At 60.7% G+C, this 26,058-nt stretch carries 30 protein-coding genes; 14 read left to right on the forward strand and 16 right to left on the reverse strand.

Annotated features, from left to right (window positions below):
- The gene (yegQ, locus tag P3S72_RS11195; RefSeq protein WP_247406669.1) at nucleotides 1-1,323 is read right to left on the reverse strand and encodes a tRNA 5-hydroxyuridine modification protein YegQ; all 1,323 of its coding nucleotides are present in this window, start codon (nucleotides 1,321-1,323) and stop codon (nucleotides 1-3) included.
- Between the two features lie 161 nt (nucleotides 1,324-1,484).
- Here yegQ and P3S72_RS11200 point away from each other — a divergent pair, with 161 nt between their 5' ends.
- Entirely contained in the window at nucleotides 1,485-2,552 is a 1,068-nt protein-coding gene (locus P3S72_RS11200) for an AI-2E family transporter (RefSeq protein WP_247406671.1), read from the forward strand.
- Between the two features lie 3 nt (nucleotides 2,553-2,555).
- Here P3S72_RS11200 and P3S72_RS11205 read toward each other — a convergent pair whose 3' ends face one another.
- The 3 genes from P3S72_RS11205 to P3S72_RS11215 all read right to left on the reverse strand — a co-directional run bounded on the left by P3S72_RS11205 (nucleotide 2,556) and on the right by P3S72_RS11215 (nucleotide 3,616).
- Nucleotides 2,556-2,729, reverse strand: coding sequence for a hypothetical protein (locus P3S72_RS11205; RefSeq protein WP_247406673.1), 174 nt, complete (start codon nucleotides 2,727-2,729; stop codon nucleotides 2,556-2,558).
- Between the two features lie 90 nt (nucleotides 2,730-2,819).
- Nucleotides 2,820-3,014, reverse strand: coding sequence for a hypothetical protein (locus P3S72_RS11210; RefSeq protein WP_247406676.1), 195 nt, complete (start codon nucleotides 3,012-3,014; stop codon nucleotides 2,820-2,822).
- A gap of 245 nt (nucleotides 3,015-3,259) precedes the next feature.
- On the reverse strand, nucleotides 3,260-3,616 hold the full coding sequence (locus tag P3S72_RS11215) for a hypothetical protein (RefSeq protein ID WP_122538658.1): 357 nt from the start codon (nucleotides 3,614-3,616) through the stop codon (nucleotides 3,260-3,262).
- A 156-nt stretch (nucleotides 3,617-3,772) separates the two neighbouring features.
- On the opposite strand from P3S72_RS11215, the gene P3S72_RS11220 reads away from it, so the two are divergent.
- On the forward strand, nucleotides 3,773-4,591 hold the full coding sequence (locus P3S72_RS11220) for a shikimate 5-dehydrogenase (RefSeq protein WP_276197375.1): 819 nt from the start codon (nucleotides 3,773-3,775) through the stop codon (nucleotides 4,589-4,591).
- Nucleotides 4,592-4,651: 60 nt separating this feature from the next.
- Here the strand turns inward: P3S72_RS11220 and P3S72_RS11225 are convergent, their stop codons facing one another.
- Nucleotides 4,652-5,299 (reverse strand): DUF480 domain-containing protein, encoded by a 648-nt coding sequence (locus P3S72_RS11225; protein WP_276197376.1) that lies wholly within the window; start codon nucleotides 5,297-5,299, stop codon nucleotides 4,652-4,654.
- A 116-nt stretch (nucleotides 5,300-5,415) separates the two neighbouring features.
- Here P3S72_RS11225 and P3S72_RS11230 point away from each other — a divergent pair, with 116 nt between their 5' ends.
- The gene (locus tag P3S72_RS11230; RefSeq protein WP_276197377.1) at nucleotides 5,416-5,925 is read left to right on the forward strand and encodes a DUF1993 domain-containing protein; all 510 of its coding nucleotides are present in this window, start codon (nucleotides 5,416-5,418) and stop codon (nucleotides 5,923-5,925) included.
- Nucleotides 5,926-6,005: 80 nt separating this feature from the next.
- On the opposite strand, the gene sstT is transcribed toward P3S72_RS11230, so the two are convergent.
- Nucleotides 6,006-7,226, reverse strand: coding sequence for a serine/threonine transporter SstT (gene sstT / locus P3S72_RS11235; protein WP_276197378.1), 1,221 nt, complete (start codon nucleotides 7,224-7,226; stop codon nucleotides 6,006-6,008).
- 230 nt (nucleotides 7,227-7,456) lie between these two features.
- On the opposite strand from sstT, the gene P3S72_RS11240 reads away from it, so the two are divergent.
- Nucleotides 7,457-8,611 (forward strand): MFS transporter, encoded by a 1,155-nt coding sequence (locus P3S72_RS11240; RefSeq protein ID WP_276197379.1) that lies wholly within the window; start codon nucleotides 7,457-7,459, stop codon nucleotides 8,609-8,611.
- Between the two features lie 4 nt (nucleotides 8,612-8,615).
- On the opposite strand, the gene nhaR is transcribed toward P3S72_RS11240, so the two are convergent.
- Entirely contained in the window at nucleotides 8,616-9,518 is a 903-nt protein-coding gene (nhaR, locus tag P3S72_RS11245) for a transcriptional activator NhaR (protein WP_247404425.1), read from the reverse strand.
- 134 nt (nucleotides 9,519-9,652) lie between these two features.
- On the opposite strand from nhaR, the gene P3S72_RS11250 reads away from it, so the two are divergent.
- The 4 genes from P3S72_RS11250 to mnmH all read left to right on the forward strand — a co-directional run bounded on the left by P3S72_RS11250 (nucleotide 9,653) and on the right by mnmH (nucleotide 12,917).
- Nucleotides 9,653-9,904, forward strand: a complete 252-nt coding sequence (locus P3S72_RS11250) for a hypothetical protein (RefSeq protein WP_247404422.1) — start codon at nucleotides 9,653-9,655, stop codon at nucleotides 9,902-9,904.
- Between the two features lie 28 nt (nucleotides 9,905-9,932).
- Nucleotides 9,933-10,682 (forward strand): TerC family protein, encoded by a 750-nt coding sequence (locus tag P3S72_RS11255; protein WP_276197380.1) that lies wholly within the window; start codon nucleotides 9,933-9,935, stop codon nucleotides 10,680-10,682.
- A gap of 97 nt (nucleotides 10,683-10,779) precedes the next feature.
- The gene (gene selD / locus P3S72_RS11260; RefSeq protein ID WP_276197381.1) at nucleotides 10,780-11,814 is read left to right on the forward strand and encodes a selenide, water dikinase SelD; all 1,035 of its coding nucleotides are present in this window, start codon (nucleotides 10,780-10,782) and stop codon (nucleotides 11,812-11,814) included.
- Nucleotides 11,814-12,917, forward strand: a complete 1,104-nt coding sequence (gene mnmH / locus P3S72_RS11265; RefSeq protein WP_276197382.1) for a tRNA 2-selenouridine(34) synthase MnmH — start codon at nucleotides 11,814-11,816, stop codon at nucleotides 12,915-12,917. Before selD ends, mnmH begins: the two co-directional genes overlap by 1 nt.
- A 38-nt stretch (nucleotides 12,918-12,955) precedes the next feature.
- Here the strand turns inward: mnmH and P3S72_RS11270 are convergent, their stop codons facing one another.
- The gene (locus P3S72_RS11270) at nucleotides 12,956-14,011 is read right to left on the reverse strand and encodes a permease (protein WP_276197383.1); all 1,056 of its coding nucleotides are present in this window, start codon (nucleotides 14,009-14,011) and stop codon (nucleotides 12,956-12,958) included.
- A gap of 58 nt (nucleotides 14,012-14,069) precedes the next feature.
- Entirely contained in the window at nucleotides 14,070-14,771 is a 702-nt protein-coding gene (locus tag P3S72_RS11275; RefSeq protein ID WP_276197384.1) for a histidine phosphatase family protein, read from the reverse strand.
- Between the two features lie 250 nt (nucleotides 14,772-15,021).
- On the opposite strand from P3S72_RS11275, the gene P3S72_RS11280 reads away from it, so the two are divergent.
- The 3 genes from P3S72_RS11280 (at nucleotide 15,022) to hemB (ending at nucleotide 17,658) form a co-directional block, all read left to right on the forward strand.
- The gene (locus tag P3S72_RS11280) at nucleotides 15,022-15,720 is read left to right on the forward strand and encodes a glutathione S-transferase N-terminal domain-containing protein (RefSeq protein ID WP_276197385.1); all 699 of its coding nucleotides are present in this window, start codon (nucleotides 15,022-15,024) and stop codon (nucleotides 15,718-15,720) included.
- A gap of 4 nt (nucleotides 15,721-15,724) precedes the next feature.
- Nucleotides 15,725-16,567: a PhzF family phenazine biosynthesis protein gene (locus P3S72_RS11285; protein WP_276197386.1), complete on the forward strand. Its 843-nt coding sequence runs from the start codon at nucleotides 15,725-15,727 to the stop codon at nucleotides 16,565-16,567.
- A gap of 116 nt (nucleotides 16,568-16,683) precedes the next feature.
- Nucleotides 16,684-17,658, forward strand: coding sequence for a porphobilinogen synthase (gene hemB / locus P3S72_RS11290; protein ID WP_017847039.1), 975 nt, complete (start codon nucleotides 16,684-16,686; stop codon nucleotides 17,656-17,658).
- Between the two features lie 57 nt (nucleotides 17,659-17,715).
- Here the strand turns inward: hemB and P3S72_RS11295 are convergent, their stop codons facing one another.
- Nucleotides 17,716-18,330: a LysE family translocator gene (locus P3S72_RS11295; protein ID WP_276197387.1), complete on the reverse strand. Its 615-nt coding sequence runs from the start codon at nucleotides 18,328-18,330 to the stop codon at nucleotides 17,716-17,718.
- A gap of 146 nt (nucleotides 18,331-18,476) precedes the next feature.
- Between P3S72_RS11295 and P3S72_RS11300 the strand changes: the two genes are divergently transcribed.
- Both P3S72_RS11300 and P3S72_RS11305 read left to right on the forward strand, forming a co-directional pair.
- Nucleotides 18,477-19,562: a DUF1615 domain-containing protein gene (locus tag P3S72_RS11300; RefSeq protein WP_276197388.1), complete on the forward strand. Its 1,086-nt coding sequence runs from the start codon at nucleotides 18,477-18,479 to the stop codon at nucleotides 19,560-19,562.
- A 126-nt stretch (nucleotides 19,563-19,688) separates the two neighbouring features.
- Nucleotides 19,689-20,105 carry a PaaI family thioesterase gene (locus P3S72_RS11305; protein WP_276197922.1) on the forward strand — a complete coding sequence of 139 codons (417 nt, stop codon included), beginning with the start codon at nucleotides 19,689-19,691 and terminating at the stop codon, nucleotides 20,103-20,105.
- Nucleotides 20,106-20,164: 59 nt separating this feature from the next.
- On the opposite strand, the gene P3S72_RS11310 is transcribed toward P3S72_RS11305, so the two are convergent.
- Genes P3S72_RS11310 through P3S72_RS11320 form a run of 3 tightly spaced genes read right to left on the reverse strand, consistent with a single transcriptional unit; the run spans nucleotide 20,165 to nucleotide 22,752 of the window.
- On the reverse strand, nucleotides 20,165-21,346 hold the full coding sequence (locus P3S72_RS11310; protein ID WP_276197389.1) for an acetyl-CoA C-acetyltransferase: 1,182 nt from the start codon (nucleotides 21,344-21,346) through the stop codon (nucleotides 20,165-20,167).
- 11 nt (nucleotides 21,347-21,357) lie between these two features.
- The gene (locus P3S72_RS11315; protein WP_253394655.1) at nucleotides 21,358-22,017 is read right to left on the reverse strand and encodes a CoA transferase subunit B; all 660 of its coding nucleotides are present in this window, start codon (nucleotides 22,015-22,017) and stop codon (nucleotides 21,358-21,360) included.
- Between the two features lie 36 nt (nucleotides 22,018-22,053).
- Nucleotides 22,054-22,752, reverse strand: coding sequence for a CoA transferase subunit A (locus P3S72_RS11320; protein WP_010566044.1), 699 nt, complete (start codon nucleotides 22,750-22,752; stop codon nucleotides 22,054-22,056).
- A 134-nt stretch (nucleotides 22,753-22,886) separates the two neighbouring features.
- Between P3S72_RS11320 and P3S72_RS11325 the strand changes: the two genes are divergently transcribed.
- Nucleotides 22,887-23,789, forward strand: a complete 903-nt coding sequence (locus P3S72_RS11325) for a LysR family transcriptional regulator (protein WP_247406439.1) — start codon at nucleotides 22,887-22,889, stop codon at nucleotides 23,787-23,789.
- Nucleotides 23,790-23,847: 58 nt separating this feature from the next.
- Here P3S72_RS11325 and P3S72_RS11330 read toward each other — a convergent pair whose 3' ends face one another.
- From P3S72_RS11330 to P3S72_RS11340, 3 genes are all read right to left on the reverse strand, one after another.
- The gene (locus P3S72_RS11330) at nucleotides 23,848-24,177 is read right to left on the reverse strand and encodes a hypothetical protein (protein WP_247406437.1); all 330 of its coding nucleotides are present in this window, start codon (nucleotides 24,175-24,177) and stop codon (nucleotides 23,848-23,850) included.
- A gap of 518 nt (nucleotides 24,178-24,695) precedes the next feature.
- Nucleotides 24,696-25,541 (reverse strand): NAD-dependent protein deacetylase, encoded by an 846-nt coding sequence (locus P3S72_RS11335; protein ID WP_247406436.1) that lies wholly within the window; start codon nucleotides 25,539-25,541, stop codon nucleotides 24,696-24,698.
- An 8-nt stretch (nucleotides 25,542-25,549) separates the two neighbouring features.
- Nucleotides 25,550-25,990 (reverse strand): CBS domain-containing protein, encoded by a 441-nt coding sequence (locus P3S72_RS11340; RefSeq protein ID WP_253394661.1) that lies wholly within the window; start codon nucleotides 25,988-25,990, stop codon nucleotides 25,550-25,552.
- Nucleotides 25,991-26,058: the final 68 nt, after the last annotated feature.

Raw genomic sequence — 26,058 nt, forward strand, 5'->3', positions numbered from 1 at the left:
CTACAAGACGTCGCGCATCAAGAGGCCGAAGCGCAGATCCATCTCCGCCGGCAAGGGCACATACACCGTGTGCCCATCCCCCGGCGCCACCTCGATGGCTTCGCCCTTGGCGTTGTGCAGTGTGGCCAGGTCGAAGTGAAAATTGCCGGCGGGGGTCATCAATTCCAGGTGATTGCCCAACGCAAAACGGTTTTTCACCTTGACCTCGGCCAGCTCGCCCCGGCGCTCGCCGGTCAATTCCCCGACGAACTGCTGACGCTCCGACACCGAACTGCCGTTCTGGTAGTTCTGGTATTCGTCGTGTACATGGCGGCGCAGGAAACCTTCGGTGTAGCCGCGTTGCGCGAGTGACTCCAGGTTGGTCATCAGGCTGCGGTCAAACTCGCGACCCGCCACCGCATCATCGATGGCCTGGCGATACACCTGGGTGGTACGCGCGCAGTAGAAGTGGGACTTGGTACGGCCTTCGATCTTCAACGAATGCACACCCATACGCGTCAGGCGCTCCACATGCTGCACTGCGCGCAGGTCCTTGGCGTTCATGATGTAGGTGCCGTGCTCGTCTTCGAAGGCGGGCATCTGTTCATCCGGGCGGTTGGCTTCCTGCAACAGGAACACCTGATCGGTCGGTGCACCAATGCCCAGTGTGGGTTGCGGCCGGTATTGCTGGACGATATCGCCGGTGGCGTTTTCCACTGCCGGCGTGGCCTGGTATTTCCAGCGACAGGCGTTGGTGCAGGTGCCTTGGTTGGCGTCGCGCTTGTTCATATAGCCCGAGAGCAGGCAGCGCCCGGAATAGGCCATGCACAAGGCGCCGTGGACAAACACTTCCAGCTCCATGGCCGGCACCTGCTCACGGATTTCGCCGATCTCTTCCAGGGACAATTCCCGCGACAGAATCACCCGGCAGATCCCTTGCTGTTGCCAGAATTCCACACTGGCCCAGTTCACGGTATTGGCCTGCACCGACAAGTGGATGGGCATCATCGGGAAGTGGCGACGCACCAGCATGATCAGCCCCGGGTCGGACATGATCAGCGCATCCGGGCCCATGGCGATCACCGGGGCCAAGTCCTTGAGGAAGGTCTTCAGCTTGGCGTTGTGCGGCGCGATGTTCACCACCACGTAGAACCGCTTGCCCAGCGCATGGGCTTCCTCGATACCCAGGGCCAGGTTGGCGTGGTCGAATTCGTTGTTGCGCACGCGCAGGCTGTAGCGCGGCTGGCCGGCGTATACCGCATCGGCGCCATAGGCGAAGGCGTAGCGCATGTTTTTCAGGGTGCCAGCGGGGGCGAGCAGTTCGGGGGCAAGGACGAGAGACATAGGGAGTGGGACCCAAAAGGTCGCGAGCGTAGCCGAAGGCGTACAGGGATTTATTGATCCAGGTCTACGCTTGCTGCAACAAAGAGGGCACTCCCAGCGATTGCGATGGACTAAGCATTTGGACGCAAACGCGCGTCCGGCTTTTTTGACATGGATCGGACATGAATCAAACCAACCTGCAATTCAAAACGCTGCTGTTACTGCTGGCCCTGGTGACCGTCGCCTTTATCTGGATATTGCTGCCGTTTTACGGCGCGGTGTTCTGGGCAGTCATCCTGGGTATCATCTTTGCCCCGATGCAGCGGCGTCTGCAGGTGAAAGTCGGCTGGAACCGCAACCTGACTTCCCTGGCCACCCTGATGGTGTGCCTGGTGATTGCGATTCTGCCGGTGATCATCACCAGCGCCTTGCTGGTGCAGGAGGGGGCCACGCTGTACAAAAATGTCGAAAGCGGCAAGCTGGACGTGGCCGGGTATATCGAACAGTTCAAGAACTTCCTGCCACCTTACTTTCAGCACCTTCTGGACCGCTTCGGCATGGGTAACCTGGAAGGCCTGCGCGAGAAAATCGTCAAGAGCGCGATGCAGGGCAGCCAGTTCTTTGCCAGCCAGGCGTTCAGCTTTGGCCAGGGTACGTTCGATTTCCTGGTGAGCTTTTTCATCATGCTGTATCTGCTGTTTTTCCTGCTGCGTGACGGCCCGGAGCTGGTGCGTAAAGTCCGCACAGCGGTGCCGCTGGCCGAGCCGCAAAAGCGCCGTCTGCAACTCAAGTTCAACCGCGTGGTGCGCGCCACGGTCAAGGGCAACGTGCTGGTTGCCGTGACCCAAGGGGCGTTGGGCGGTTTGATCTTCTGGTTTCTGGACATTCCCAGCGCGTTGCTCTGGGCGGTGTTGATGGCGTTTCTCTCGCTGCTGCCGGCGGTGGGCGCAGGGATCGTGTGGGGGCCGGTGGCGGCATACTTCCTGTTGAGCGGGGCGATCTGGCAAGGCGTGGTGCTGGGCCTGTTCGGCGTATTCGTCATCGGCCTGGTGGATAACGTGCTGCGCCCGATTCTGGTGGGCAAGGACACCAAGATGCCGGACTACCTGATTCTGATCTCGACCCTGGGCGGCCTGTCGGTGTTCGGCCTGAACGGCTTTGTGATCGGGCCGCTGGTGGCGGCGTTGTTCATGTCCAGCTGGGCGCTATTTGTCGAAAGCAAGCCACGGGTCAAGTTGCCGTTGCCCTAGGCTTCAGGCACGGAGCCTGAAGGTTGCCGCTTGTTGTTCGGCAGCCGATAACGAAGTGAGCGGGCCGCTGACGGGCTCGCCATCGTGCATCAGGTACCAGCAGGCGAGTACACCCAGCTTGCGCAGGGGGGCAGGAACGGCGCTGCCGATGACGGACATGATCTGAACAGTGGGCATAAGGACCTCCAATCGCTATGGGGTCACCTTACGGGGTGCCAGCGTCGAGGAAAAATCACCCGGCTTGATAGTCGACATCAACGCCAGGCGTCACTCCACCACTTGGTCGAGCATGTTCACCACTTCCTGCTCATTGAGCAGGCCTTTGCGCACCAGGCTTTCGGCCAGCAGTGCGAGGAATTTTGCGTTGCGGTGGCCTTCCAGGTGCTTGAGTTCGGTCAGTGCGCTGTAGACCTTGCTGGATGTACAGAGTCCGGCAACGTGGTGTGGGTTTTGGGTGGGCATGGTCAGCCGTCCTTGTTGTTATCGGGTTCAGAGGTGGGATAGTGAAAGTGAGTCGTGACACAAACATGACAGCGCGAGACCCGGTCGGGCAAGTAGACTTTCGGCTTCAATGATGTGGGATTGCGGCGCGGCCATTGTCCTCATAGCGACCTTGGTGCGATCAAACCGGACGATTTGCGATAAACCACCATGCAAAAAAAGGCCCCGCGAGTGGGCGAGGCCTGTTCAGGCAGATCGATTCAAACTTACCAGCCGCGGCCGTAGTAGCCGTGGGGAGGGCCGTAATAGCCACGCGGTGGGCCGTAATACACCGGCGCCGGGCGGTAATAGACCTGTTGTTGCACATATACCGGCGGTGGCGGTGCGTAGTACACCGGCGGTGGTGCAGCGTAAACCGGTTGCGGTTGTACATACACTGGCTGCTGCTGCACGTAGACCTCACGGGGTTGGCTGGCAACCACGGAGCCCACGACAGCGGCGCCGACTAACGCACCCAAGACGGCCGGACCACCCCATCCACCACCGTGGGCGGAGGCTTGGCCTGCCATAGCGAGTGCACCGATAAGCAAGGCGATCTTGGGGATTTTACGAATCATGGTCATTCCTCGGTTAGCCCCTGCGCTTGTGGCCTGCAATCAATGGGCTCAAGTAATGTCGCGGGGATACTTTTAAGACAACGTATTTCTGAAAAACAGCACGGCCGATAGGTAAAGGTTGTGTAAGGTCTGTACCGATTTGCTTACTTCAAGGAGTTACCCATGCAGATGCACCCCAATAAGGATACCCAACTGTGCATGTCACTGTCGGCGCGTCCCGGGAATTTCGGCCTGCGATTTCATAACCATTTGTATGAACAGCTGGGTCTGAACTTCTACTATAAAGCCTTCAGCAGCCAGGATTTAGCTGGCGCGATCGGCGGTATCCGAGCGTTGGGGATTCGCGGTTGCGGGGTGTCGATGCCGTTCAAAGAGGCCAGCATTGCCCTGGTGGACGAACTGGACAGCTCGGTCAAAGCCATCGCATCCCTCAACACCATCGTCAACACGGCCGGCCACCTCAAGGCCTACAACACCGACTACATCGCCATCGAGCAACTGCTGAAAACACACGCAGTACCGACAGAGTCGACCTTTGCCCTGCGCGGCAGCGGCGGCATGGCCAAGGCCGTGGCCAGTGCCCTGCGTGACGGCGGGTACGCCAATGGCGTGATCGTGGCGCGTAACGAAGCGGCGGGCAGGGCGCTGGCGCAGAGCCTGGGCTATCAATGGCAGGCGCAATTGGGCGATCTGCGCCCGCAGATGTTGATCAACGTCACGCCGATCGGCATGACCGGCGGGGCCGAGGCCGATCAGCTGGCTTTCGAGGCTGACGCTGTGGACCAGGCGCAGACGCTGTTCGATGTGGTAGCGATCCCTGCGGAAACGCCGTTGATCGTGCGTGGACGTGCCCAAGGCAAGCGTGTGATCACCGGGCTGGAAGTGATCGCGATCCAGGCTCTGGAGCAGTTTGTGTTGTACACAGGCGTGCGGCCGACCCAGGCACAGTTCGAAAAAGCCGTCGCTTTTGCGCGAGGCTGAAGCACATTGCACATCAACTGTAGGCGCAGGCAAGCCGGCGCCTACAGGGTTTTGACCGTGTCAGGCCTCCAGCTGTGCCAGCCGTTCTTCCAGCGCCGCAATCCGCGCTTCCAGCTCTTCGATGCGCTCGACTGAGACCCCGCCGGCCCCGCGTTCCACCGGGCTGCCGCGCGCCGCGATAATCGCCTCGATATCCGCCGGGTCGCCCAGCGCGTGGGTATAGCGATCCTCGCGCTGCCCCGCCTGGCGCGGCACCAGTACGGCCAATCCGCGCGCAATCAGGCGTTCCAGTTGGTGGACGACCTGCTCGGCGTCTTCGAAATCATGCATGCGCCCGCTGCGGGTCAGCAACTCGTTGACCGTCTGCGGCCCACGCAGAAACAGCAGCCCGGTCAGGATCACCTGGGCCGGCACCAATTCCAGGGCCTTGTCGACCCGGTGTTCCCAACGGTCGGCGCGGCTGCCCATGACCAGGCGGGTGAACCCCTGGCCTTCCAGCACGCGCAGGCTTTGGCCGACCTGGCCTTGGCTGAGGTTCATCACCGGCTCGCGGCTGGTCTTCTGGTTGCAGGCCAGGACCACGGCGTTGAGGGTCAGGGGGTAGGTTTCCGGGTTGGTCGCCTGTTTTTCGATCAGGCAGCCCAGGATGCGGATTTCCGTGCTGTTCAGGCGCGGTTCAGGGGTGTCGGTATCGTGCTCAGCGGTCATCGCGCTTTCCCTATGCAGTGAACGCACTAGCCTAATCCTGAAAAAATAAAAGACAAGCGGCCGGCATGGCTATAATCGCCGCTGGTTCCAACCCCGCCCTTACCGATGAGACCGTCATGACTATTTCCCTGTACGCCGCTTCCGTCCCAGTCTTCAAGCAAATGCTCAGCGCCTTGAGTGGTGTGCTGGAAAAAGCTGAAGCCCACGCCACTGCGAAGAACATCGAACCCAACGCCTTGCTGCAAGCGCGCCTGTTCCCTGACATGTTCCAACTGGTGCGCCAGGTGCAGATCGCCGTCGACTTCGCCAAGGGCGTTTCCGCGCGTCTGGCCGAGATCGAACTGCCGAAATACGAAGACAACGAAGCGACCTTCGCCGACCTGCAGGCGCTGATCGCCAAGGTCCTGGCGTTTATGGACACCATCAAGCCCGAGCAAATCGACGGCAAAGAAGGGATCGAGATCATCACTCGCCCCGGCACCCCGAAAGAAAAGCGCTTCAGCGGCCAGTCCTACCTGCTGACCTACGGCCTGCCGCAGTTCTTCTTCCACGTCACCACCGCCTACGCCCTGCTGCGTCACAACGGTGTGGAAGTGGGCAAGCGTGATTACATGGGCGCTTTCTGAATAGCTGTGTTCTGAGCGCATAGAAAAAAGCCCGGGGTCGTTCCTTTGAGAACGGCCCCGGGCTTTTTTGCGAGCGCTGTTTAAACCGGCTGCTCTTCCTTGCCCAGGCATGCCGCTGCGGTAAACAGCACATCGGTGGACGAGTTGAGTGCGGTTTCCGCAGAGTCCTGCAACACGCCGATGATGAAACCTACAGCGACTACCTGCATGGCGATATCGCTGGGAATGCCGAACAGGCTGCATGCCAGTGGAATCAGCAGCAGCGAACCACCGGCCACGCCCGACGCACCGCACGCGCAAATGGCGGCGACTACGCTGAGCAGCACGGCGGTGGGCAGGTCTACGGTGATGCCCAGGGTGTGCACGGCCGCCAGGGTCAATACGGTGATGGTGATCGCCGCACCCGCCATATTGATGGTGGCGCCCAGGGGGATCGACACCGAGTAGGTGTCTTCATGCAGGCCCAGGCGCTTGCTCAACGCCAGGTTCACCGGAATGTTCGCCGCCGAACTACGGGTGAAGAACGCCGTGATGCCGCTTTCACGCAGGCACAGCAATACCAGCGGGTAGGGGTTGCGGCGCAGTTTCCAGAACACGATGGCCGGGTTGATCACCAGCGCCACGAACAGCATGCAGCCGATCAGCACCACCAACAGGTGGGCGTAGCCGAGCAGGGCACCGAAGCCGGAGGTGGCGAGGGTCGAGGCTACCAGGCCGAAAATCCCCAGGGGGGCGAAGCGGATCACCACGCGCACGATCAAGGTCACGCCGTTGGACAGGTCATCGAGCACCGTGCGGGTGGTTTCGCCAGCATGACGAATCGCTATACCCATGCCGATGGCCCACGCCAGAATGCCGATAAAGTTGGCGTTCATCAGCGCACTCACCGGGTTATCCACCACGCTCAGCAACAGGCTCTGCAACACCTCGCCGATGCCGCCGGGCGCGCTCACGGTGGCGTCGTGGGTAGCGAGCACCAGCGGCGAGGGAAACAGCGTGCTGGCGATCACCGCAACCACGGCGGCCGCGAAGGTGCCCAGCAGGTACAGGAACAGGATCGGCTTGATGTGGGTTTCCTGGCCGTGCTTATGGTTGGCGATCGACGCCATCACCAGCACGAACACCAGGATCGGCGCCACGGCCTTCAGCGCGGTGACAAACACTTTGCCAATGAAACCACTGGCCTTTGCGGCCTCGGGCAGCACGAAGGCCAGCAGAATGCCGGCGATCAGGCCGATGACGATTTGCGTGACCAGGCTGACGCGCGCGAGTCGTTGGAAAAGGGAGGGGGCAGCAGTCATAAACGGTTGTCTCTGGTTTTTTTAGTAGGACGCAGCATTACAGGTGGAGGGCGCTGTAGGAAGCGGGCGCGGAGTCTATCATGCTGTAGGAAATGTCCCGATTGATGCGGCATTCCGTCACCCATTTGCGGCCAATTCGCACAGATTCTGTTAGCATGGCCGCCTCTAATCTTTCCTATCTGTCAGCGGGCCCACGGGCTTTCGTTGATGTCGTCGTTTCTGGAGTTTTCATGTTGTTTCCCATCCTGCTGCTGTCGGCCGCCGGTTTTACCGTGCTGACCACAGAATTCATAATCGTCGGCCTGTTGCCGTCGATCGCCCGGGACCTGAATGTCAGCGTGTCCCAGGCCGGCCTGCTGGTGACGCTGTTTGCGTTCACCGTGGCGGCGTTCGGCCCGTTCCTCACTGCCTACTGCGCGCGGTTCCAGCGCAAGCGCCTGTTCATCACGATTTTGATCATGTTCGCCGTGGCAAATACCGTGGCGGCACTGGCGCCGAACATCTGGGTGATGTCCCTGGCGCGCTTGATTCCAGCGTTGGGCTTGCCGGTGTTCTGGGCCTTGGCCAGTGAAACGGCGGTGGACATCGTCGGCCCGGAATACGCCGGTCGCGCCATCGAGAAGATCGGCTTCGGGATCGTCTGCGCCACCGTCTTCGGCATTCCGGTGGGCACGCTGATTTCCGATATGTTCGGCTGGCGCAGCGCGTTTGCAATCCTCGCGGTGATTGCGTTGGCCAAGGCGCTGCTGCTGTTTATCTACCTGCCGGTGACACAGGCGAAGAACGCGCAGGTGACGTTACGCTCGCAATTCAAGCTGCTGCGCAGCCCGTTGATGCAGGGGCATATCCTGCTGTCGATCCTGGTCTTCAGCGGCATGTTTACCGCCTACACCTACCTGGCGGACATCCTTGAACGCCTGGCCGGGTTCGACGGTACGCTGGTCGGCTGGTGCCTGATGGGTTTTGGCGCGGTCGGGCTGATCGGCAACTCGCTGGGCGGGCGCGCGGTGGATCGCCACCCCTTGATCGCGTCGATGGTGTTCTGCGGGTTCATGATAGCCGGCATGGTCGCCGTGGTGCCCGCGATTCACTCCACCATCGGCCTGGCCGCGGCGATGGCCGTGTGGGGCGTGACCCAGGCGGCGATGTTCCTGGTCAGCCACGTGCGGCTGATGAAGGCCGCACCGCATGCGCCGGCGTTTGCCGCGTCGCTGAATATTGCCGGGGCCAACCTGGGTATCGGTCTTGGTGCCTTGGTCGGTGGGCATGTGATCGACACCCTGGGCCTGGCCAGCCTGGGCTTGGCCGCGTCGGGGTTTATCCTGGTGTCGATCCTGCTGGCGCTGTGGCTGATGAGCGCCAAACCGCTGCCGACCAGCGCCTGAACCCTCAGGGCAGAGCGGTGAACAGTTCCCGCCTGGCACCTTCGGTTATCGCCACGATGCCGGGGTGCTTGACCTTGCGTTCTACCGAAATCGCATAGAACGACTCGGTCACCGCATCCGTCTGGCCAATCAGCGCGACGCCATACTGGCGCACCACCTCATCGGCAATCACGCTGGGGGCGATAAAGATCCCGCTGCCGGATTGGCCGAATGCCTGCATCAATGCACTGTCGTCGAACTCGCCGATGATCTTCGGTTGGATCTGCTGCTCGGCAAACCAGCGCAGCAAGCGGCTGCGCACCACCGTCTCCGCCCCCGGAATCAACAATGGCGCCCCCTGCAAACACTGTGGGAAAACGCCGCCGTGCCGGTCAGCCAACGCTTGAGTGGCGAAAAAACTGATGCCGCATTCGCCCAACTTCTGGCTGTAGCCCTTGATGTCCAAATGCGTGGGCATGGGGCTGTCGGAAATCACCAGATCGAGGCGCTGGATCGCCAGATCGGCGAGCAGGCGTTCGAGTTTGTCTTCGCGGCAGGTGATGCGGATTGGCTCGCTGAGCTCCATCGTCGGCGCGATCAGCCGGTAGACGATGGATTTTGGCACCACATCCGCCACCCCGACCCGAAACAAGATCTGCTGTTCATCCGGCTGCGCGCGCAACATCGCCTCCAGTTCATTGCCGGTCTGGAACATCTGCTCGGCGTAGGGCAGGGCCTGGCGCCCGGCCTCGGTCAGCTCCAACTGGCGGCCTACCCGCTGAAACAGGGCGATGCCGAAGGTTTGTTCCAACAGGCTGATCTGTCCGCTGATGGTCTGGGGCGTGAGGTTCAATTGCTCACAGGCGCGCACGATGCTGCCGGTCTTGGCCACCACCCAGAAGTAATGCAACTGTCGGTAATTGAGCATGCCGGCCTACACTTCGTTAAAACCGAAGTATACGCGAGAAAAATACGAATTTTCCTGAAGTGTCCCTCTGCCTAGAATGCGTCGCTATCGAGGGGCCACTATTTGGACCCAATGGTTCTAACGAGGAAAACATCATGAAACTCAATTCCCTGGGCGCGGCATCGTTGCTTGCGCTTTCATTGGTGGTGGTCAGCGGCTGTGATCAGGTCGAAAAAAGCGCACAACAGGTGATGGGCAAGGCCACCGAGTCGGCCAAGCAAGTGATCGACGAAACCCATAAGGCCGCCGAGCAGGCGTTGAGTGAAGCGACCCAAGGCCTGATCAGTCCGCAGAAAAAAGACGATCAGCCGCAAAACGAGTCTGAATCGACGCGTAAAGAAGCCTAATTTCCCAGCACAACGTCAGGATTGATCTATGGACTACCTTGTACAACTGGCCGCCAGCCCCACCGCCTGGGTCGCACTGGCCACCTTGATCGTGATGGAAATCGTGCTGGGCATCGATAACCTGATTTTTATCTCGATCCTCACCAACAAATTGCCCGAGCAGCACCGGGCCAAGGCACGACGCATCGGTATCAGCATGGCGTTGGTATTGCGCCTGGGTCTGTTGAGCACCATTGCGTTCATCGTGCAGTTGACCACGCCGGTGTTTGAAATTTTCGGCCAGGCGTTTTCGTGGAAGGACATGATCCTGATCGCCGGTGGCCTGTTCCTGGTCTGGAAGGCAACCACCGAGATCCATCACAGCATGGACCCGGAGCCTGAAGAGAAGGCCAGCACCAGCAATGCCGTGTCCATCGGCTTTGCTGCGGCCATCGGCCAGATCTTGATGCTCGACCTGGTGTTCTCCATCGACAGCATCATCACCGCCGTGGGTATGACCGAGCATTTGCCGATCATGATCGTTGCCGTGGTGACCTCGGTCATCGTGATGCTGGTGGCGGCTGAGCCGCTGGCCAAGTTCATCAACGACAACCCGACCGTGGTGATGCTGGCCCTGGGCTTCCTGATCATGATCGGTATGACCCTGATCGCCGAAGGCTTCGGTGCCCATGTGCCCAAAGGCTACGTGTATGCGGCCATGGCGTTCTCGGCGGCGATCGAGTGCTTGAACATCGCCCGGCGCAACCGCCACAAGCGTTTGCTGGCCGCTCGTCAGTAATCGCAGCAACCCCAAAAAGGCCGGCTGTGCTCGTAAGAGTCCCGCCGGCTTTTTGCCGTCTGTTAGAATCCGCGCACTTGATAGCTTGAGGTCCACCATGAACGAGCCGATTCGCCTTACCCAGTACAGTCATGGCGCGGGATGTGGCTGCAAGATTTCGCCCCAGGTATTGGAAGTGATCCTCGCTGGCAGCGGCGCACAGAACCTTGACCCGAACCTGTGGGTGGGCAACGCCTCGCGCGACGATGCGGCGGTGTACGCCATCGACGACGAGCGCGGCGTGGTCTCCACCACTGATTTTTTCATGCCGATTGTCGATGACCCGTTCGATTTCGGCCGGATTGCCGCCACCAACGCGATCAGCGACATCTACGCGATGGGCGGCGACCCGTTGATGGCTATCGCCATTCTGGGCTGGCCGGTAAATGTATTGGCTCCGGAGGTCGCCCGCGAAGTGATCCGTGGCGGCCGCTCCGTGTGCGACGAGGCCGGTATTCCCCTGGCCGGCGGTCACTCCATCGATGCGCCGGAGCCCATTTTCGGCCTCGCCGTGACCGGTATCGTGCAAAAGCGCCATATGAAGCGCAACGACACCGCCACCGTCGGCTGCCGTTTGTACCTGACCAAACCCCTGGGCATCGGCATCCTGACCACCGCCGAAAAGAAAGGCAAATTACGTGATACGGATATTGGTCTGGCTCGTGATTGGATGTGTACCCTCAACAAGCCTGGCAGCCGCTTCGGCAAATTGGCCGGTGTAACGGCAATGACTGACGTCACCGGCTTCGGTCTTTTGGGCCATTTGGTGGAAATGGCTGACGGCAGCGGCGTGACGGCACGCATCGAATATAACAAAGTCCCACGCCTGCCCGGGATCGAGGACTACCTGGACCAGGGCTGCATGCCGGGCGGCACCTTGCGCAACTTCGACAGTTATGCGAGCAAACTCGGGCGCCTGCAGGAGCTGCACAAGCGCGTGCTGTGTGACCCGCAGACCAGCGGCGGCCTGTTGATCGCCGTTACGCCCGAGGGCGACGCCGAGTTTCATGCGATCGCCCGCGAACTGGGCCTGACCCTTGAGCCCATCGGTGAATTAGTTGAGCGACAGACCCACGCGGTAGAGGTGTTTTGATGGCGACTGACATCACCGACTACCGCGACATCTTCCTCAACGACCGCCCGATGATGGATACCCGCGCGCCGGTCGAGTTCACCAAGGGCGCCTTCCCAGGCGTGGTCAACCTGCCACTGATGACCGATGACGAGCGTCAGCGGGTCGGCACTTGCTACAAACAGCAGGGCCAGCAAGCGGCTATCGTGCTCGGACACGAGCTGGTGTCCGGAGCAATCAAGGCCGGGCGCATCGAGCAATGGGCGCGGTTCGCCCAGGCCAATCCGGACGGCTATCTGTACTGCTTTCGTGGCGGTCTGCGTTCGCAGATCGTGCAGCAATGGCTGAAAACCGAAGCCGGTATCGAGTACCCCCGCGTCGGCGGCGGCTACAAAGCCATGCGCAGCTTTTTGCTGGACACCGTCGAACAGGCGGTCGCCGAGTGTGACTTCGTGTTGCTGGGCGGCATGACCGGCACCGGCAAGACCGAAGTGCTTGGCCAACTGCGCAATGCGCTGGACCTGGAAGGCCACGCCAACCATCGCGGTTCCAGCTTCGGCAAGCGGGCCACGGTGCAACCGTCCAACATCGACTTCGAGAACCGCCTGGCGGTGGACCTGCTGAAAAAACGCGCGGGCGGCATCGAGCAGTTTGTGGTCGAGGATGAAAGCCGCATGATCGGCAGTTGTGCGCTGCCGTTGCCGTTGCACAAGGGCATGCAGACCTTCGCGATGGTGTGGTTGGAAGACACTGTCGAAGGCCGGGTCGAACGTATCCTGCGCGATTACGTGGTCGACCTTTGCGCTGAATTCATCGCGGTATTTGGCGAAACCGGCTACGTACTGTTTGGTGAGCGCCTGACCCAGAGCCTGGCCAATATCCACAAGCGCCTGGGCGGCGAGCGCTTCCAGCGATTGCAGGCGATTCTGCAGGACGCCCTGGCGGAACAGGCCCGCAGCGGCGCTGTGGACCTGCACCGCGTATGGATTGAAGGGTTGCTGCGCGAGTACTACGACCCGATGTACGCCTTCCAGCGTGAAAGCAAAGGCGCGCGCATCGAGTTTGTCGGGGAGCAGGCAGCGGTGCTGGAGTATTTGCGCGAGCGTGGTGTGTTGCGAGGTTGATGCTTGCCTGCAATAAGGCCCTCAACCCCGCCCGCCACCTACAGAATCGCCGCTCCAATCAAGCCGCAGACCACGCCCAGCAGCATGGTCAAACCGGCCACCGTGACCAGCACCCGCGCGTCGAAATCCTTGCGCAACATCAGCAGTGACGGCAGGCTCACGCTCGGCAGGGTCATCAACAAGGCCACGGCCGGGCCGCTGCCCATGCCCAGCGTCATCATGGTTTGTACGATAGGAATCTCCGCGGCGGTCGGAATCACGAACAGCGTGCCGACAATCGCCAGTGGCACCAGCCACAGCAGGCTGTTGCTCATCGCCCCATCCACATGGGGAAACAACCAGACCCGCGCCGCGCCCAATACCAGCACCGCCAGGATATAGACCGGGATCGTGCTCCAGAACAGTTGCCACAGGGTGCGCAACCAGCGGCTGAAAAACGGTTGCGACTCGATCACGCTGGCCTCGGCCACCGCCCCCAGCGCCGCTTCCGGTACTTGCTCCGGGCGCGCGATACGCTGGGCCACCAGGGACACGCCGACCACCAGCACAATCCCTGCCACCAGCCTTAACGCCGTGAAGCCCCAACCCAGCACAAACCCCATGAATACCAAGGTGGCCGGATTCAGTACCGGGTTGGCGATCCAGAACGCCAGCGCCGCGCCCACCGACACCTGCTGCCGACGCATGCCCGCCGCCACCGGTGCCGCGCAGCAACTGCACATCATTCCGGGCAAGGCGAACAGCCCGCCGCGCAGGGTCGAACCCAGCCCGGCACGACCGAACAGGCGCAGCAGCCAGTCGCGGGGGATCAACACTTGCAGCAACGAGCCGAGGATCACCGCCAGAACGGCGGCTTTCCAGATTGCCAGGAAATACACCTGGGCATAGGCCAGCGCTGCTGCCAGGGGCGAGGTTTGCTGGTCATTGAGAATCGAGGCGCCGATGCTGTGGTTGTCGGCGGCGACAAATGCCTTGAAGTAGTAGGGAGACCACTTCACGTAGTAAAGGCCGATGCAGGCGACCAGCACGAACAGTGCTGGTTTCCACCAGAACGACCAGCCCCGGTTGGGCTGGGTGGAGGCGAGGTTGGACATGGTGTTGATCCGTAGATGAGTCAATAGCCGCGCATCATACGCCCCTATCGCCTAGCCTTCAGATATCTGCGCTGACCTGCGTCGCCGGTGGGCAGGTTTGTTCGCCGTTGTTCAGGCCCTGCTTGTAGTTGCGGCTCAGCAGCGATGCCTTGCCGTTATGCCAGGTGAGTGTCAGCACATACAGCGTGTCGTAGTCATTACCGGACCAGTCTTCGGTGATGGTGTGCTTTTCGCCCACCGCTTCACTGGCTACCTTGTTGATCAATTCCGGCAGATAACCATGGGACCAGGCAGTGTAGATGATGGCGTTATGGTACTTATTTTCCACCAGTTCGTCGGCGAGGGCGCTGGTGTCATTTGCCGAAAACTTGATGTTTACCGGCAAGCCGAGCTTGATTGCGCTGGGGCTGATGGTCATGAGTGGGCGAATGTAGCTGTAGGAATTGTCTTTTTCGCCTTCCTCGACATTGCGCGTCGGGTTGGCGGCGAAGACGAAGTTGGCCTTGCCGAACTTTTCCGGCAACACGGTGGCCAGGTTCATCGCACGGTTCAGGCCCTGGCAGTTGAGCTGGCCCAGGCCGCCGGCGGGTTTTTCACCGTGGCGCAGGAACACCAGGGTTTGCACGCCGTCCACCGGCTCGGCGCTGCTGATGCGCGATTGCAGGGTCAGGCCGAGGACGCCGCCCACCAGCAACAAAGGCAATATGATGTATGAATATCGTTTGAGGCGTCGCGTAAGGCACAGAGGCTTTATTGTCATTAGATTCGAGTCTTCAGTGCGTTGGATTAAGGCGGACAAGCCCGGCGCCAGTGACACATGCTGCGTCCTGCGGTGCTCCTAGTGTTATAGCAAGGTGCCTCCATTCACCGTTCAGGCGCACTTAAGAGTCCGCGAGGCCGCTTTGGTTCGCCCGTGGGGGAGATTAGCGAGGGGATGTTGCGTAATGATGACCCATGCAGGATACCGGGCAGATGATTATCATGGGGGCTTTCCGCCGAGGGATATCCCGATGAACTCACTCGCCGCTTTCCCGATCAACCGCAAATGGCCCGCCCAGCATCCGGAGCGTCTGCAACTGTATTCGTTGCCCACGCCCAACGGGGTAAAAGTTTCGATCATGCTCGAAGAGCTTGGCCTGCCCTACGAGGCGCACAAGGTCAGCTTCGAGACCCAGGACCAGCTGTCGCCCGAGTTCCTGTCGCTGAACCCGAACAACAAGATTCCCGCGATCATCGACCCCAACGGCCCCGGCGGTCAGCCGTTGGCGCTGTTCGAGTCCGGTGCGATCCTGCTGTACCTGGCGGAAAAAACCAGCCAGTTGCTTTCCGAAGATCCAGCCACACGTTATGAAACCATTCAGTGGCTGATGTTCCAGATGTCCGGCATCGGCCCGATGTTTGGCCAGGTGGGGTTCTTCAACAAGTTCGCTGGCAAGGCCTACGAAGACAAGCGCCCGCGTGACCGCTACGTCGCCGAGTCCCGGCGCTTGCTGGACGTGTTGGAAAAACGCCTGCTGGGCCGCACTTGGATCATGGGCGACGACTACAGCATCGCGGACATCGCGACGTTTCCGTGGATCCGTAACCTGATCGGTTTCTACGAATCCGGCGACTTGGTCGGCATCGCCGATTTCCCCAATGTGCTGCGCGCGCTGGACGGCTTTGTCGCACGTCCGGCGGTGATCCGTGGCTTGAACATTCCGAGCTGAGCCCATGCCGACTTTCGATTTCAAACAACTGGATGTCTTCAGCAGCGTGTCGCTCAAAGGCAACCCGCTGGCGGTAGTGCTGGGCGCCGACAGCCTCAGCGAGCAACAGATGGCCGACTTCGCCAAGTGGACCAACCTCAGCGAAACCACGTTTTTACTCACGCCCCGCGATCCACGGGCTGACTACCGGGTGAGAATCTTCACCACCTTGCAGGAGCTGCCGTTCGCCGGGCACCCGACGTTGGGCAGTTGCCACGCGTGGCTGCAGGCGGGGGGGGGTGCGCAAGGGGAGGAGATTATCCAGGAGTGCGAAATCGGCCTGGTGCGTATCCGTCGCCAAGGCGATGAGCTGGCGTTTATCGCGCCGCCGTTGTTGCGTTCGGGCCCGCTGGATGCCGCGTTGCTGGAGCGCGTGCGCCTGGGGTTGGGCCTGGCGCCCGAGGCCATTGTGCGCAGCCAGTGGGTCGACAACGGCGCGGGTTGGCTGGCGGTGATGCTGTCCGACCGCCAGGCGGTGCTCGATCTGCAGCCCGATTATGCGCAATTGCTCGGTCTGGCGGTGGGCGTGATTGCACCCTGCGATCCAGCGCGCGACGCTGTAGACGCGCACTTTGAAGTGCGCGCGTTCATCGCCGGCGACGGAGCCCCCGAAGACCCGGCCACCGGCAGCTTGAATGCCGGGGTGGCCCAATGGTTATTGGGCGAAGGCCTGGCGCCGAGCCGCTACGTGGTCAGCCAGGGCACGGCGATGGGGCGCGCGGGGCGTATCCGCATCGAGCGCCAGGACGATGAAATCTGGGTCGGCGGTGCCGTCGCGGTGTGTATCGAAGGACGTCTACAGCTCTAGATCAATGCAATTGTTGCGTGCATTGCAATAAACTATTGGTTGCCTGGCGTTTGTGCTGCCGGGCGCGGGGGGCATACGCTTTCGCCCCAAAGTTTTTAGCCATATTCAGGACAGCCATGACCAGCCAGTTCCCCCAAGCCCGCCCACGCCGCCTGCGCCGCTCCCCGGAGTTGCGTAGCTTGTTTCAGGAAACGGAGTTCACCCTCAACGATCTGGTGCTGCCGATTTTCGTCGAAGAAGAAATCGATGATTTCGTGCCGATCACCAGCATGCCGGGTGTGCTGCGCATCCCTGAGAAAAAGCTGGCCGGGGAAATCGAGCGTTATGCTCGCGCCGGGATCAAATCGGTGATGACCTTTGGCGTGTCCCACCACCTGGACGCCAGTGGTAGCGACACTTGGAAAGAGCGCGGCCTGGTCTCGCGCATGTCCTCGATCATCAAGGATGCCGTGCCGGAAATGATCGTGATGTCCGACACCTGTTTCTGCGAATACACCGACCACGGCCATTGCGGCGTGATGCATGGCGCCCATGTCGACAACGACGCAACGTTGGTTAACCTCGGCAAGCAAGCCGTGGCGGCTGCCCGTGCCGGTGCCGATGTGATTGCGCCTTCGGCGGCGATGGACGGCCAGGTCCAGGCCATTCGCCGGGCGTTGGATGACGCCGGTTTCACGCATATTCCGATCATGGCCTACTCCACCAAATTCGCTTCGGCCCTTTACGGTCCGTTCCGTGAAGCGGGTGGTAGCGCGCTCAAGGGCGACCGCAAAAGCTACCAGATGAACCCGATGAACCGCCGCGAAGCCGTGCGTGAATCGCTGCTGGACGAGCAGGAAGGCGCGGATGCGCTGATGGTCAAACCGGCCGGTGCCTACCTCGACATCATCCGCGACATCCGCGAAGCCTCGCGCCTGCCGGTGGCGGCGTATCAGGTCAGCGGCGAGTACGCGATGATCAAGTTCGGGGCCCAGGCGGGCGCGATCGATGAGGACCGGGTGGTGCGGGAAACCCTGGGTTCGATCAAGCGCGCCGGCGCGGACCTGATCTTCACTTACTTCGCCATGGACCTGGCGCTGGCAGGCATCTAAAACACCCCACTTGTGGGAGCGGGCAACCCCCGCTTCCACAGTGGGTTGTAGCGTTTTTCAGCGCTGTGCAAGCGCCAGGTTCAACCCCAACCCCGCGAAGGCCGCCGCAAAACTGCGCCGCAGCCAATTCTGTACCCGTGGTGACTCGATCACCGCGCGGCGAAACACATTGGCCAGCAGGCCATATACCACAAACACCGCAAACGTCATGGCCATGAACACGCCGCTTAGCACCAGCATTTGCAAGGCCGGCGCCGTGCTGGCCGGTGTGACGAACTGGGGTAGGAAGGCCAGGAAGAAAATCGTCAGCTTGGGGTTCAGAATATTCAGCAAAAAACCGCGCAGCATCAGGCTGCGCGCCGTGGTTGTCGTTGGCGCATCATTCATCGCAAAGGCCGAACGATCGCGCCAGGTGGCATAGGCCAGGTACAGCAAGTAGGCGGCCCCGGCGAATTTCAGTGCTTCGAACGCCAAGGCGCTGGTGTGCAACAGCGCGGAAAGGCCGAGGATGGATGCCAACAAGTGCGGGATGATCCCGGCGGTGCAGCCCAGCGCGGCGAACACGCTGGCGCGCTTACCGGCCGTGAGGCCTGTGGACACGGTAAAGATCACGCCGGTGCCAGGGATCAGCACGACGATCAGACAGGTGATGAAAAAGTTCATGCTGAGCATGGCATTCAAACTCCTTGTACGAATGGTCGATGACAAATCCTGTCATATTCGCAATGTGTTGGCGAGGGGAGGCATAGGGCGAACCCGCGTTAGACTTACCGGTCGATATCTGCAATGCCCGGCCCATCGCCCTCCAAGGAAGCCCCATGCATCTACGCCGCCTGATCCTGTGTCTCACGCCCTTGCTGGTACTGGCCGGTTGCGCGACCTCACGCGGCCCGCAACAGCCGGAGCGCAGCGAAGCCGAGGTCAAGGCGCAGATCGTGCGCCTGCTGCCCGCCAAGGTCGCCGATCGCAATGGTTGGGCCCAGGATATCTACACCGCTTTCGACACCCAGCACATCTACCCCAGTACCGAAAACATCTGCGCCGTGCTGGCGGTGACCGAGCAAGAGTCCACTTACCAGGTCGATCCCCCCGTGCCGAATATGGGCAAGATCGCCCAGGATGAAATCCTGCGCCGTGCCGGTAAGGTGCATGTGCCGGCGGTGTTGGTCCGCACTGCACTGCAACTGCGTTCGCCCACCGGTAAGTCCTACGCCGATCGGTTGAGCGCTGCACGCACGGAGAAGGACTTGAGCGGGATCTTCGATGACTTCATCAGCATGGTGCCGTTGGGCAACACGCTGTTTGGTGGTTTCAACCCGGTACACACCGCCGGCCCGATGCAAGTGAGCATCGAGTTTGCGCAGAAGCAGTCGCGGGGTTATCCCTACACGGTGGACGGCACGATCCGTCGGGAAGTGTTCACCCGACGTGGCGGTATGTACTTCGGCATCGTCCATTTGCTCGGCTACCCGGTGAGTTATGACCGGACGCTATACCGTTTTGCCGACTTCAACGCTGGCTGGTACGCCAGCCGCAACGCTGCGTTCCAGGCCGCCGTCAGCCGCGTCTCAGGCACCGAGTTGGCGCTGGACGGGGATTTGATCCGCTACGGCTCGCTGCTGCCCGGCAGCACCGAATTGGCGGTGCGTTCCCTCGGCGCCAGGCTGGACATGCGCAACCCCAGCATCCGCAGTCAGTTGGAGCAGGGCGAGCAATTGGATTTTGAGCAGACCACGCTCTACAAACGCGTGTTTGCCCTGGCCGAGACAGCGGCGGGCAAACCGCTGCCACGGGCGATCCTGCCGGGCATTGTGCTCAAAAGCCCGAAGATCACCCGCAACCTGACCACCGCCTGGTTCGCCCAGCGCGTAGATGAGCGCTATCAGCGCTGTATGAAGCGCTGAGGTCATTCCTGAACGGGGTTGGTGAATTAGCCCCAGGCATCGCAGAGGATATGCGCGGTTGATGATAATGGTCGCTGTGTGGGGCCTGGGGTACACCTCATGGCTGACTCCAAGGAAGAACCCGCGATGATCGCTCACGCCGTGCCCGAAGGTTTTGTCTCATTGCCGCGCAGCAGCCCGCTCCTCGACTTGTTAGGCCCGGCCTATTGCCGGGGTGAAGGCTTGCAACTGGAAATCGGCCTGCGCGCCGACAACCGTCACGCCAATGGCCGTGGCACGGTGCATGGCGGGGTGTTGGCAACCTTGGCGGATATCGGCATGGGCTATGCGATGGCGTTTTCCAGTGAGCCGCCGTTGCCGTTGCTTACCGCGAGCATGACTGTGGATTACCTGGGCGCGGTGCAAGTGGGGGAGTGGATGGTGGTACGACTGGAGCATCACAAGCGTGGCCGGCAAATGGCATTTGCCACGGTGAGTCTGCAGGTGGGGGACAAAATCGTGGCGCGGGCGAACGCGGTGTTTGCGGTGGCGCGTGCGGACTGAAGGCGAAAAAAAGGCCCGGTTTTTCGTGGAGCCGGGCCTTTTCGTGTGTTGCTCTTGAATCAGCTGCGCTCAAGGGCCAGGGCTACCCCTTGGCCGCCGCCGATGCACAGCGTCGCCAGGCCTTTCTTGGCGTCGCGTTTGATCATTTCGTGCAGCAGGGTCACCAGAATGCGGCAGCCTGACGCGCCGATCGGGTGGCCAATGGCGATCGCGCCGCCGTTGACGTTGACCTTGTCGGCGTCCCATTCCAGCTCTTTGGCCACCGCCAGGGATTGCGCGGCAAAGGCTTCGTTGGCTTCGACCAGATCCAGGTCGGCCACGTTCCAGCCGGCTTTCTCCAGGCAACGGCGGGTGGCCGCGACCGGGCCTATGCCCATGATGGCCGGGTCGACGCCGGCATTGGCGTAGCTGGCAATACGCGCCAGCACGGGCAGGCCGAGGGCCTTGGCCTTGTCGGCGCTCATCAGCAGCACGGCGGCGGCACCGTCGTTGAGGCTGGACGCGTTGCCGGCGGTGACGCTGCCGTCTTTCTTGAACGCGGGTTTGAGCTTGGCCAACGACTCGGCGGTGGTGCCGGCGCGCGGTTGTTCATCCACGGCGAAGGCCACCGGGTCGCCCTTGCGCTGCGGGATCAGAATCGGGGTGATCTCATCGGCAAAGCGGCCGGCTTCGATGGCGGCGACGGCTTTTTGCTGGGACTCGGCGGCGAAGGCGTCCTGGGCTTCACGGCTGATGCCGTACTTGTCCACCAGGTTCTCGGCGGTGATGCCCATGTGGTAGTCGTTGAATGCATCCCACAGGCCGTCGGTGATCATGCTGTCGATCATCTTGGCGTGGCCCATGCGCAAACCGGTGCGCGCGGCGGGCAATACGTAGGGGGCCAGGCTCATGTTCTCCATGCCGCCGGCAATGATCACGTCGGCATCGCCACAGCGGATGGCCTGGGCGCCCAGGTGCAGGGCCTTGAGGCCCGAACCGCAGACCTTGTTCAAGGTCATCGCGGGTACGGCATGGGGCAAGCCAGCGAGGATCGACGCCTGGCGCGCCGGGTTCTGGCCTGAGCCCGCAGTGAGCACGTGACCGAGGATCACTTCATCCACCTGGGCCGGGTCGAGGCCGGTTTGCTCCAGTAGGCGACGGATCACGGCAGCGCCCAACTCCGGTGCCGGGATGGCCGCGAGCGATCCTTGAAAGCTGCCTACCGCAGTACGGGTGGCAGCAACAATCACAACGTCTTGCATGGAATGTGTCCTCACTGGAATTGCATTTCCGGAACGTGGTCGGGGACGATCAGTTTACCGGCTGTCTTGCTGACAATCTCTTCAATACTGACCCCAGGGGCACGCTCCTTTAGGATAAAGGCGCCGTTGTCGATTTCCAGGTATGCGAGGTCCGTCAGTACGCGTTTGATGCAGTGGGCACCGGTCAGCGGAAGGGTGCATTGGCTGAGCAACTTGGACTCACCGTCCTTGGACGCGTGGGTCATGATCACGATGATGTTTTCCGCGCCGGCCACCAGGTCCATGGCGCCGCCCATACCCTTGACCAGCTTGCCGGGGATCATCCATGAGGCGATGTTGCCCTGTACGTCCACTTCAAACGCGCCGAGCACGGTGAGGTCGACATGGCCACCGCGAATCATCGCGAAGGATTCGGCGGAGGAGAAGATCGAGGCGCCGATGCGCGCGGTCACGGTTTGTTTGCCGGCGTTTATCATGTCGGCATCGATGGTCTCTTCAGTGGGAAACGGGCCCATGCCGAGCAGGCCGTTTTCCGATTGCAGCATCACTTCCATGCCTTCGGGGATGTAGTTGGCCACCAGGGTCGGAATGCCGATGCCCAGGTTGACGTAGAAACCGTCCTGCATTTCGCGGGCGACGCGTTGAGCCATTTGTTCGCGGGTGAGAGCCATGGTGCTGTTCCTCTTATTCTCTTCGGGCTGGAGGGATTATTTGCGGACAGTGCGCTGTTCGATGCGCTTCTCGAAGGTGCCGCAGATGATCCGGTCGACGTAGATGCCAGGGGTGTGGATCTGCGACGGTTCCAGCTCGCCCGGTTCGACGATTTCCTCGACTTCAACCACGGTGATCTTGCCTGCGGTGGCGGCCAGCGGGTTGAAATTCTGGGCGGTGTGGCGGTAGATGACGTTGCCGAAGTGGTCGGCTTTCCAGCCTTTGACGATGGCGAAGTCGCCGGTGATGGATTCTTCCATCAGGTACGGGCGACCGTTGAATTCGCGGGTTTCCTTGCCTTCGGCAACCGGGGTGCCGACGCCGGTGGCGGTGAAGAAGGCCGGAATGCCGGCGCCGCCGGCGCGCATTTTTTCCGCCAGGGTGCCTTGGGGGGTGAGCACCACTTCGATCTCGCCGCTGAGCAGTTGCTTCTCGAACAGGGCGTTTTCGCCCACGTAGGACGCGATCACTTTGCGGATCTGCTTTTCTTCCAACAGCACGCCCAGGCCAAAACCGTCGACGCCGCAGTTATTGGAAACCACCGTCAGGTCGCGGGTGCCTTTGCGCTTGATCTCGGCGATGAGGTTTTCCGGGATGCCGCACAGGCCAAAGCCGCCGGCGAGCACGGTCATGCCGTCTTCCAGGCCTGCCAGTGCCTCTTCATAGGACGCCACGCGTTTATCGAAACCTGCCATATAGCACCTCTTTTATTGTTTGTGGGCCAGTCAATGTTCCGAGTGTTGCGCTGACGGATTGATTTGTTAAGTTGTTTTTTAAGGTTGATTGATTTAAAAAACTGCATAGTCGAGCCGTCGTCCGGAGTAACGTCATGACCGTCAAACAGATGCGTGCCTTTCTGGCCGTGGCACAGAGCCTGAGTTTTGCTGCTGCCTGCGAGCGGCTGCACCTCTCTCAATCGGCACTGAGCCTGACCATCAAAGGCCTGGAAGAAGGGCTGGGCGGGCGCTTGTTCAGCCGCAATACCCGCAATGTCGCGCTGACCCCTGAAGGGGAATCCTTGTTGCCGCTGGCGCGTCGGTTGATTGCCGATTGGGACAACGCCGAGGATGAACTGCGCCAGCGTTTCACCCTGCAGCGCGGGCGGGTGACGGTGGCAGCGATGCCGTCGTTTGCAGGCAACCTGTTGCCGCCGATCCTGAAGATATTCCGCGCGCGTTACCCCCATGTGAACGTGACGGTGCATGACCTGATCAACGAACAGGTGCTGGAGATGGTCCGTGATCGCCAGGTCGAGTTGGGCGTGGCGTTCGAACCGTCCGAAGGTTCGTCGCTGGCGTTTACGCCGTTATACCTGGATCGTTTTATTGCCGTAGTGCCTGCGGATTCACCCTTGGCACAGCGCGCTGAAATCGAATGGAAAAGCCTATTGGAGCAACCGTTCATTACCTTGCAACGACCCTCTACAGTGCGGGTAATGCTGGAGGAACACCTGGGTGCCTTGCAGATGAAATTGCCGGTGGCGTTGGAGAGTCACCAATTGGCGACGGTGGGCAAGATGGTTGCCAGTGGCCTGGGCGTCAGCGCCGTGCCGGCCTTATGTGCGCAGCAGATGCAGGAGGCGGGCGCCCATTGCATCACCTTGACCGATCCGGTGATCGAGCGGCCGATTGGTGTGTTGACCAAACCGGGGCATGAACTGTCGGCGGCGGCACAGGTGTTGTTTGATATTTTTCGCGATGAGGCGGGGAAAGGCCGTTACCCCAACTTTTGAAGTTGCATAAAAAAATGTGGGAACTGGCAAGCCAGTTCCCACATTAGTTGAGTTGTACTTAGGAGTAGCGATCGATTACTTTAACTTGCGCGCTGTCTTTGAAAGATACCCACGCGTGGTTAAGTGTGTCGAACACCTGCTCGATAAAGTTGCGATCGGCCGCAGCTTTCTTGCCAACATAACCCTGGCCACGGCGGTACACCTTCAGGCGCGCCGCCAGTTCACGGTTATTTCTGTCGAACTCGGCTTCTTCGGTATGGGGCGCCAGGCAGTCAATTTGGACTTTGCCCGATTTACCAATCCACAGGATATGGTCGTCGAGTGTGTCTTTCTGCGCTGCGAACATCTCAGCCAATTGTTCGATAGTTGGTTGGTTGTTCAGATTCATGTGTAAGCCCCTTGACCAGTTGGCGATCTATCAATTGATTCGTTAAAACTGCTTAGTTGTCTCCGGTTCCGAAAACCGGGCGTCAGTGACGGTCTGCCGAATACGGGCAGGGTCTTGAACCTGATGCATGTAGTCTTGCTGATGAACTGCTACGCAATGGTTTCATAACGAAGACAAGTAGCGTTTGAGCTCCTTGTACCGAACCCTTTGGGTCGGTCAGCTTCATCAATCTGCCTTGTGGGCAGTGCACATCCGGAAAAAACAGCTCGGCGGTCAGACGAGCTTGTTCAAAACGCTTGTTACCAACGCTCCCGATCCGGGAGACGTCTAGATCATGCAAGGACAAAAAGGTTACGTCAACGGTTATGTAGTGATTATTTTTGATCACTACATAAATCGTCGTGGCGACGGGGCCGTGCGGGGAAGTGTGACTTGGGCGTCATTTTTTGTGCGGTGGGTCGCCGGAGCTCGTTAGCCTGGCCGGGTTCCCCACTCATTTTTGATGCGCAGTGTTCTGGTTATCCCAGGCGCTCTGCCAATAGCGGCAACAACCGCTCGCAGGACGCCGCGATCTTCATCTGCAACAACTCATCCCCACGGGTCTTGCCCAGATTGATGGCAATCACCGGCTTGCCTTGCTCGACCATCGCCTTGCACAGGCGAAACGCCGAGTAGGCCATCAGCGACGACCCCACCACCAATAAACCCTCGGCTTGCTCCACCGCCGCCATTGCCCTGGCTGCGGTGGCCTGGGCAACGTTCTCGCCGAAGAACACGACGTCCGGTTTCAGCCGTTCGCCGTTGCAGTGGGGGCAGCGGGGCACGCGAAAGCGTTGTTCAAAAGCAGGATCGAGCAGGGTATCGCCGTCGGGTGCCTGCACGGCATCGACGCCGGCCAGGTAGGGGTTCTCGGTTTCCATCAACCGTTGGATCACATTGCGTGCGCTGGGCCGCTGGCAATCCAGGCATAGCACGCGATGCAAGCTGCCGTGCAGCTCGATCACATCCTGGCTACCGGCCTGGTCATGCAACGTGTCGACGTTTTGCGTGATCAGCCCGCTGATACGCTGGCGGTGTTGCAAGGCGGCCAGAGCCAAGTGCGCCTGGTTCGGCTGCGCAATGCGCACCCGTGGCCAGCCCAGCATCGCCCGTGCCCAATAACGGCGGCGCGCTTGTGGGGTGGCGAGGAACTCCTGGTACATCATCGGCGCCTTGCCCCGGCGTATGCCTTCGCTGTCCCGGTAGTCCGGGATACCCGACGACGTGCTGATTCCCGCCCCGGTCAGCACCAGAAAACGCCGTTCGGCCATGGTCCGGTGCAGGATATCGAGGTGGTCTTCCTGATGTTCGAGCAAGTCGAGCATGGGGTCTCCTATTCGCCGCGAATGTATTGCTCCAGTTGCTTGATCAGGTTGGCTTGTTCGGCAATGGCCTCCTTGACCAGATCGCCGATGGAGAGCAAACCCAGCAGTTTTCCGTCGACGACCACCGGCAAGTGGCGCAGGTGACTGTCGGTCATGATGTTCATGCATTCTTCGACCGTTTTATGGGCATCAACCGTTATGACTGGAGAACTCATGACCTCATGGACTTTGGTGGTGACTGAAGAGAGGCCTTTGAGTATCAGTTTTCGTGCGTAGTCACGTTCGCTGATGATGCCAACCACCTCGCCCTGCTTGACGACCGGCAAGGCCCCGACATTTTTCGATGACATCACCACTAACGCTTCGAATACGGTGTGGTCCCATTCAATGGTGTGGACTTCCTGGTTTTGCTTGTCTTTGGCTTTGAGTACTTCTGAGACGGTTTTCATGGCGGCCACTCCGGTATTGTTGTTGGGACGTCTGCAATCCCCTACAGAATCCTAGACGGCCCGCGCGG

It is taken from the genome of Pseudomonas sp. D3 (assembly GCF_029320995.1).
Taxonomy (GTDB): domain Bacteria; phylum Pseudomonadota; class Gammaproteobacteria; order Pseudomonadales; family Pseudomonadaceae; genus Aquipseudomonas; species Aquipseudomonas paraveronii.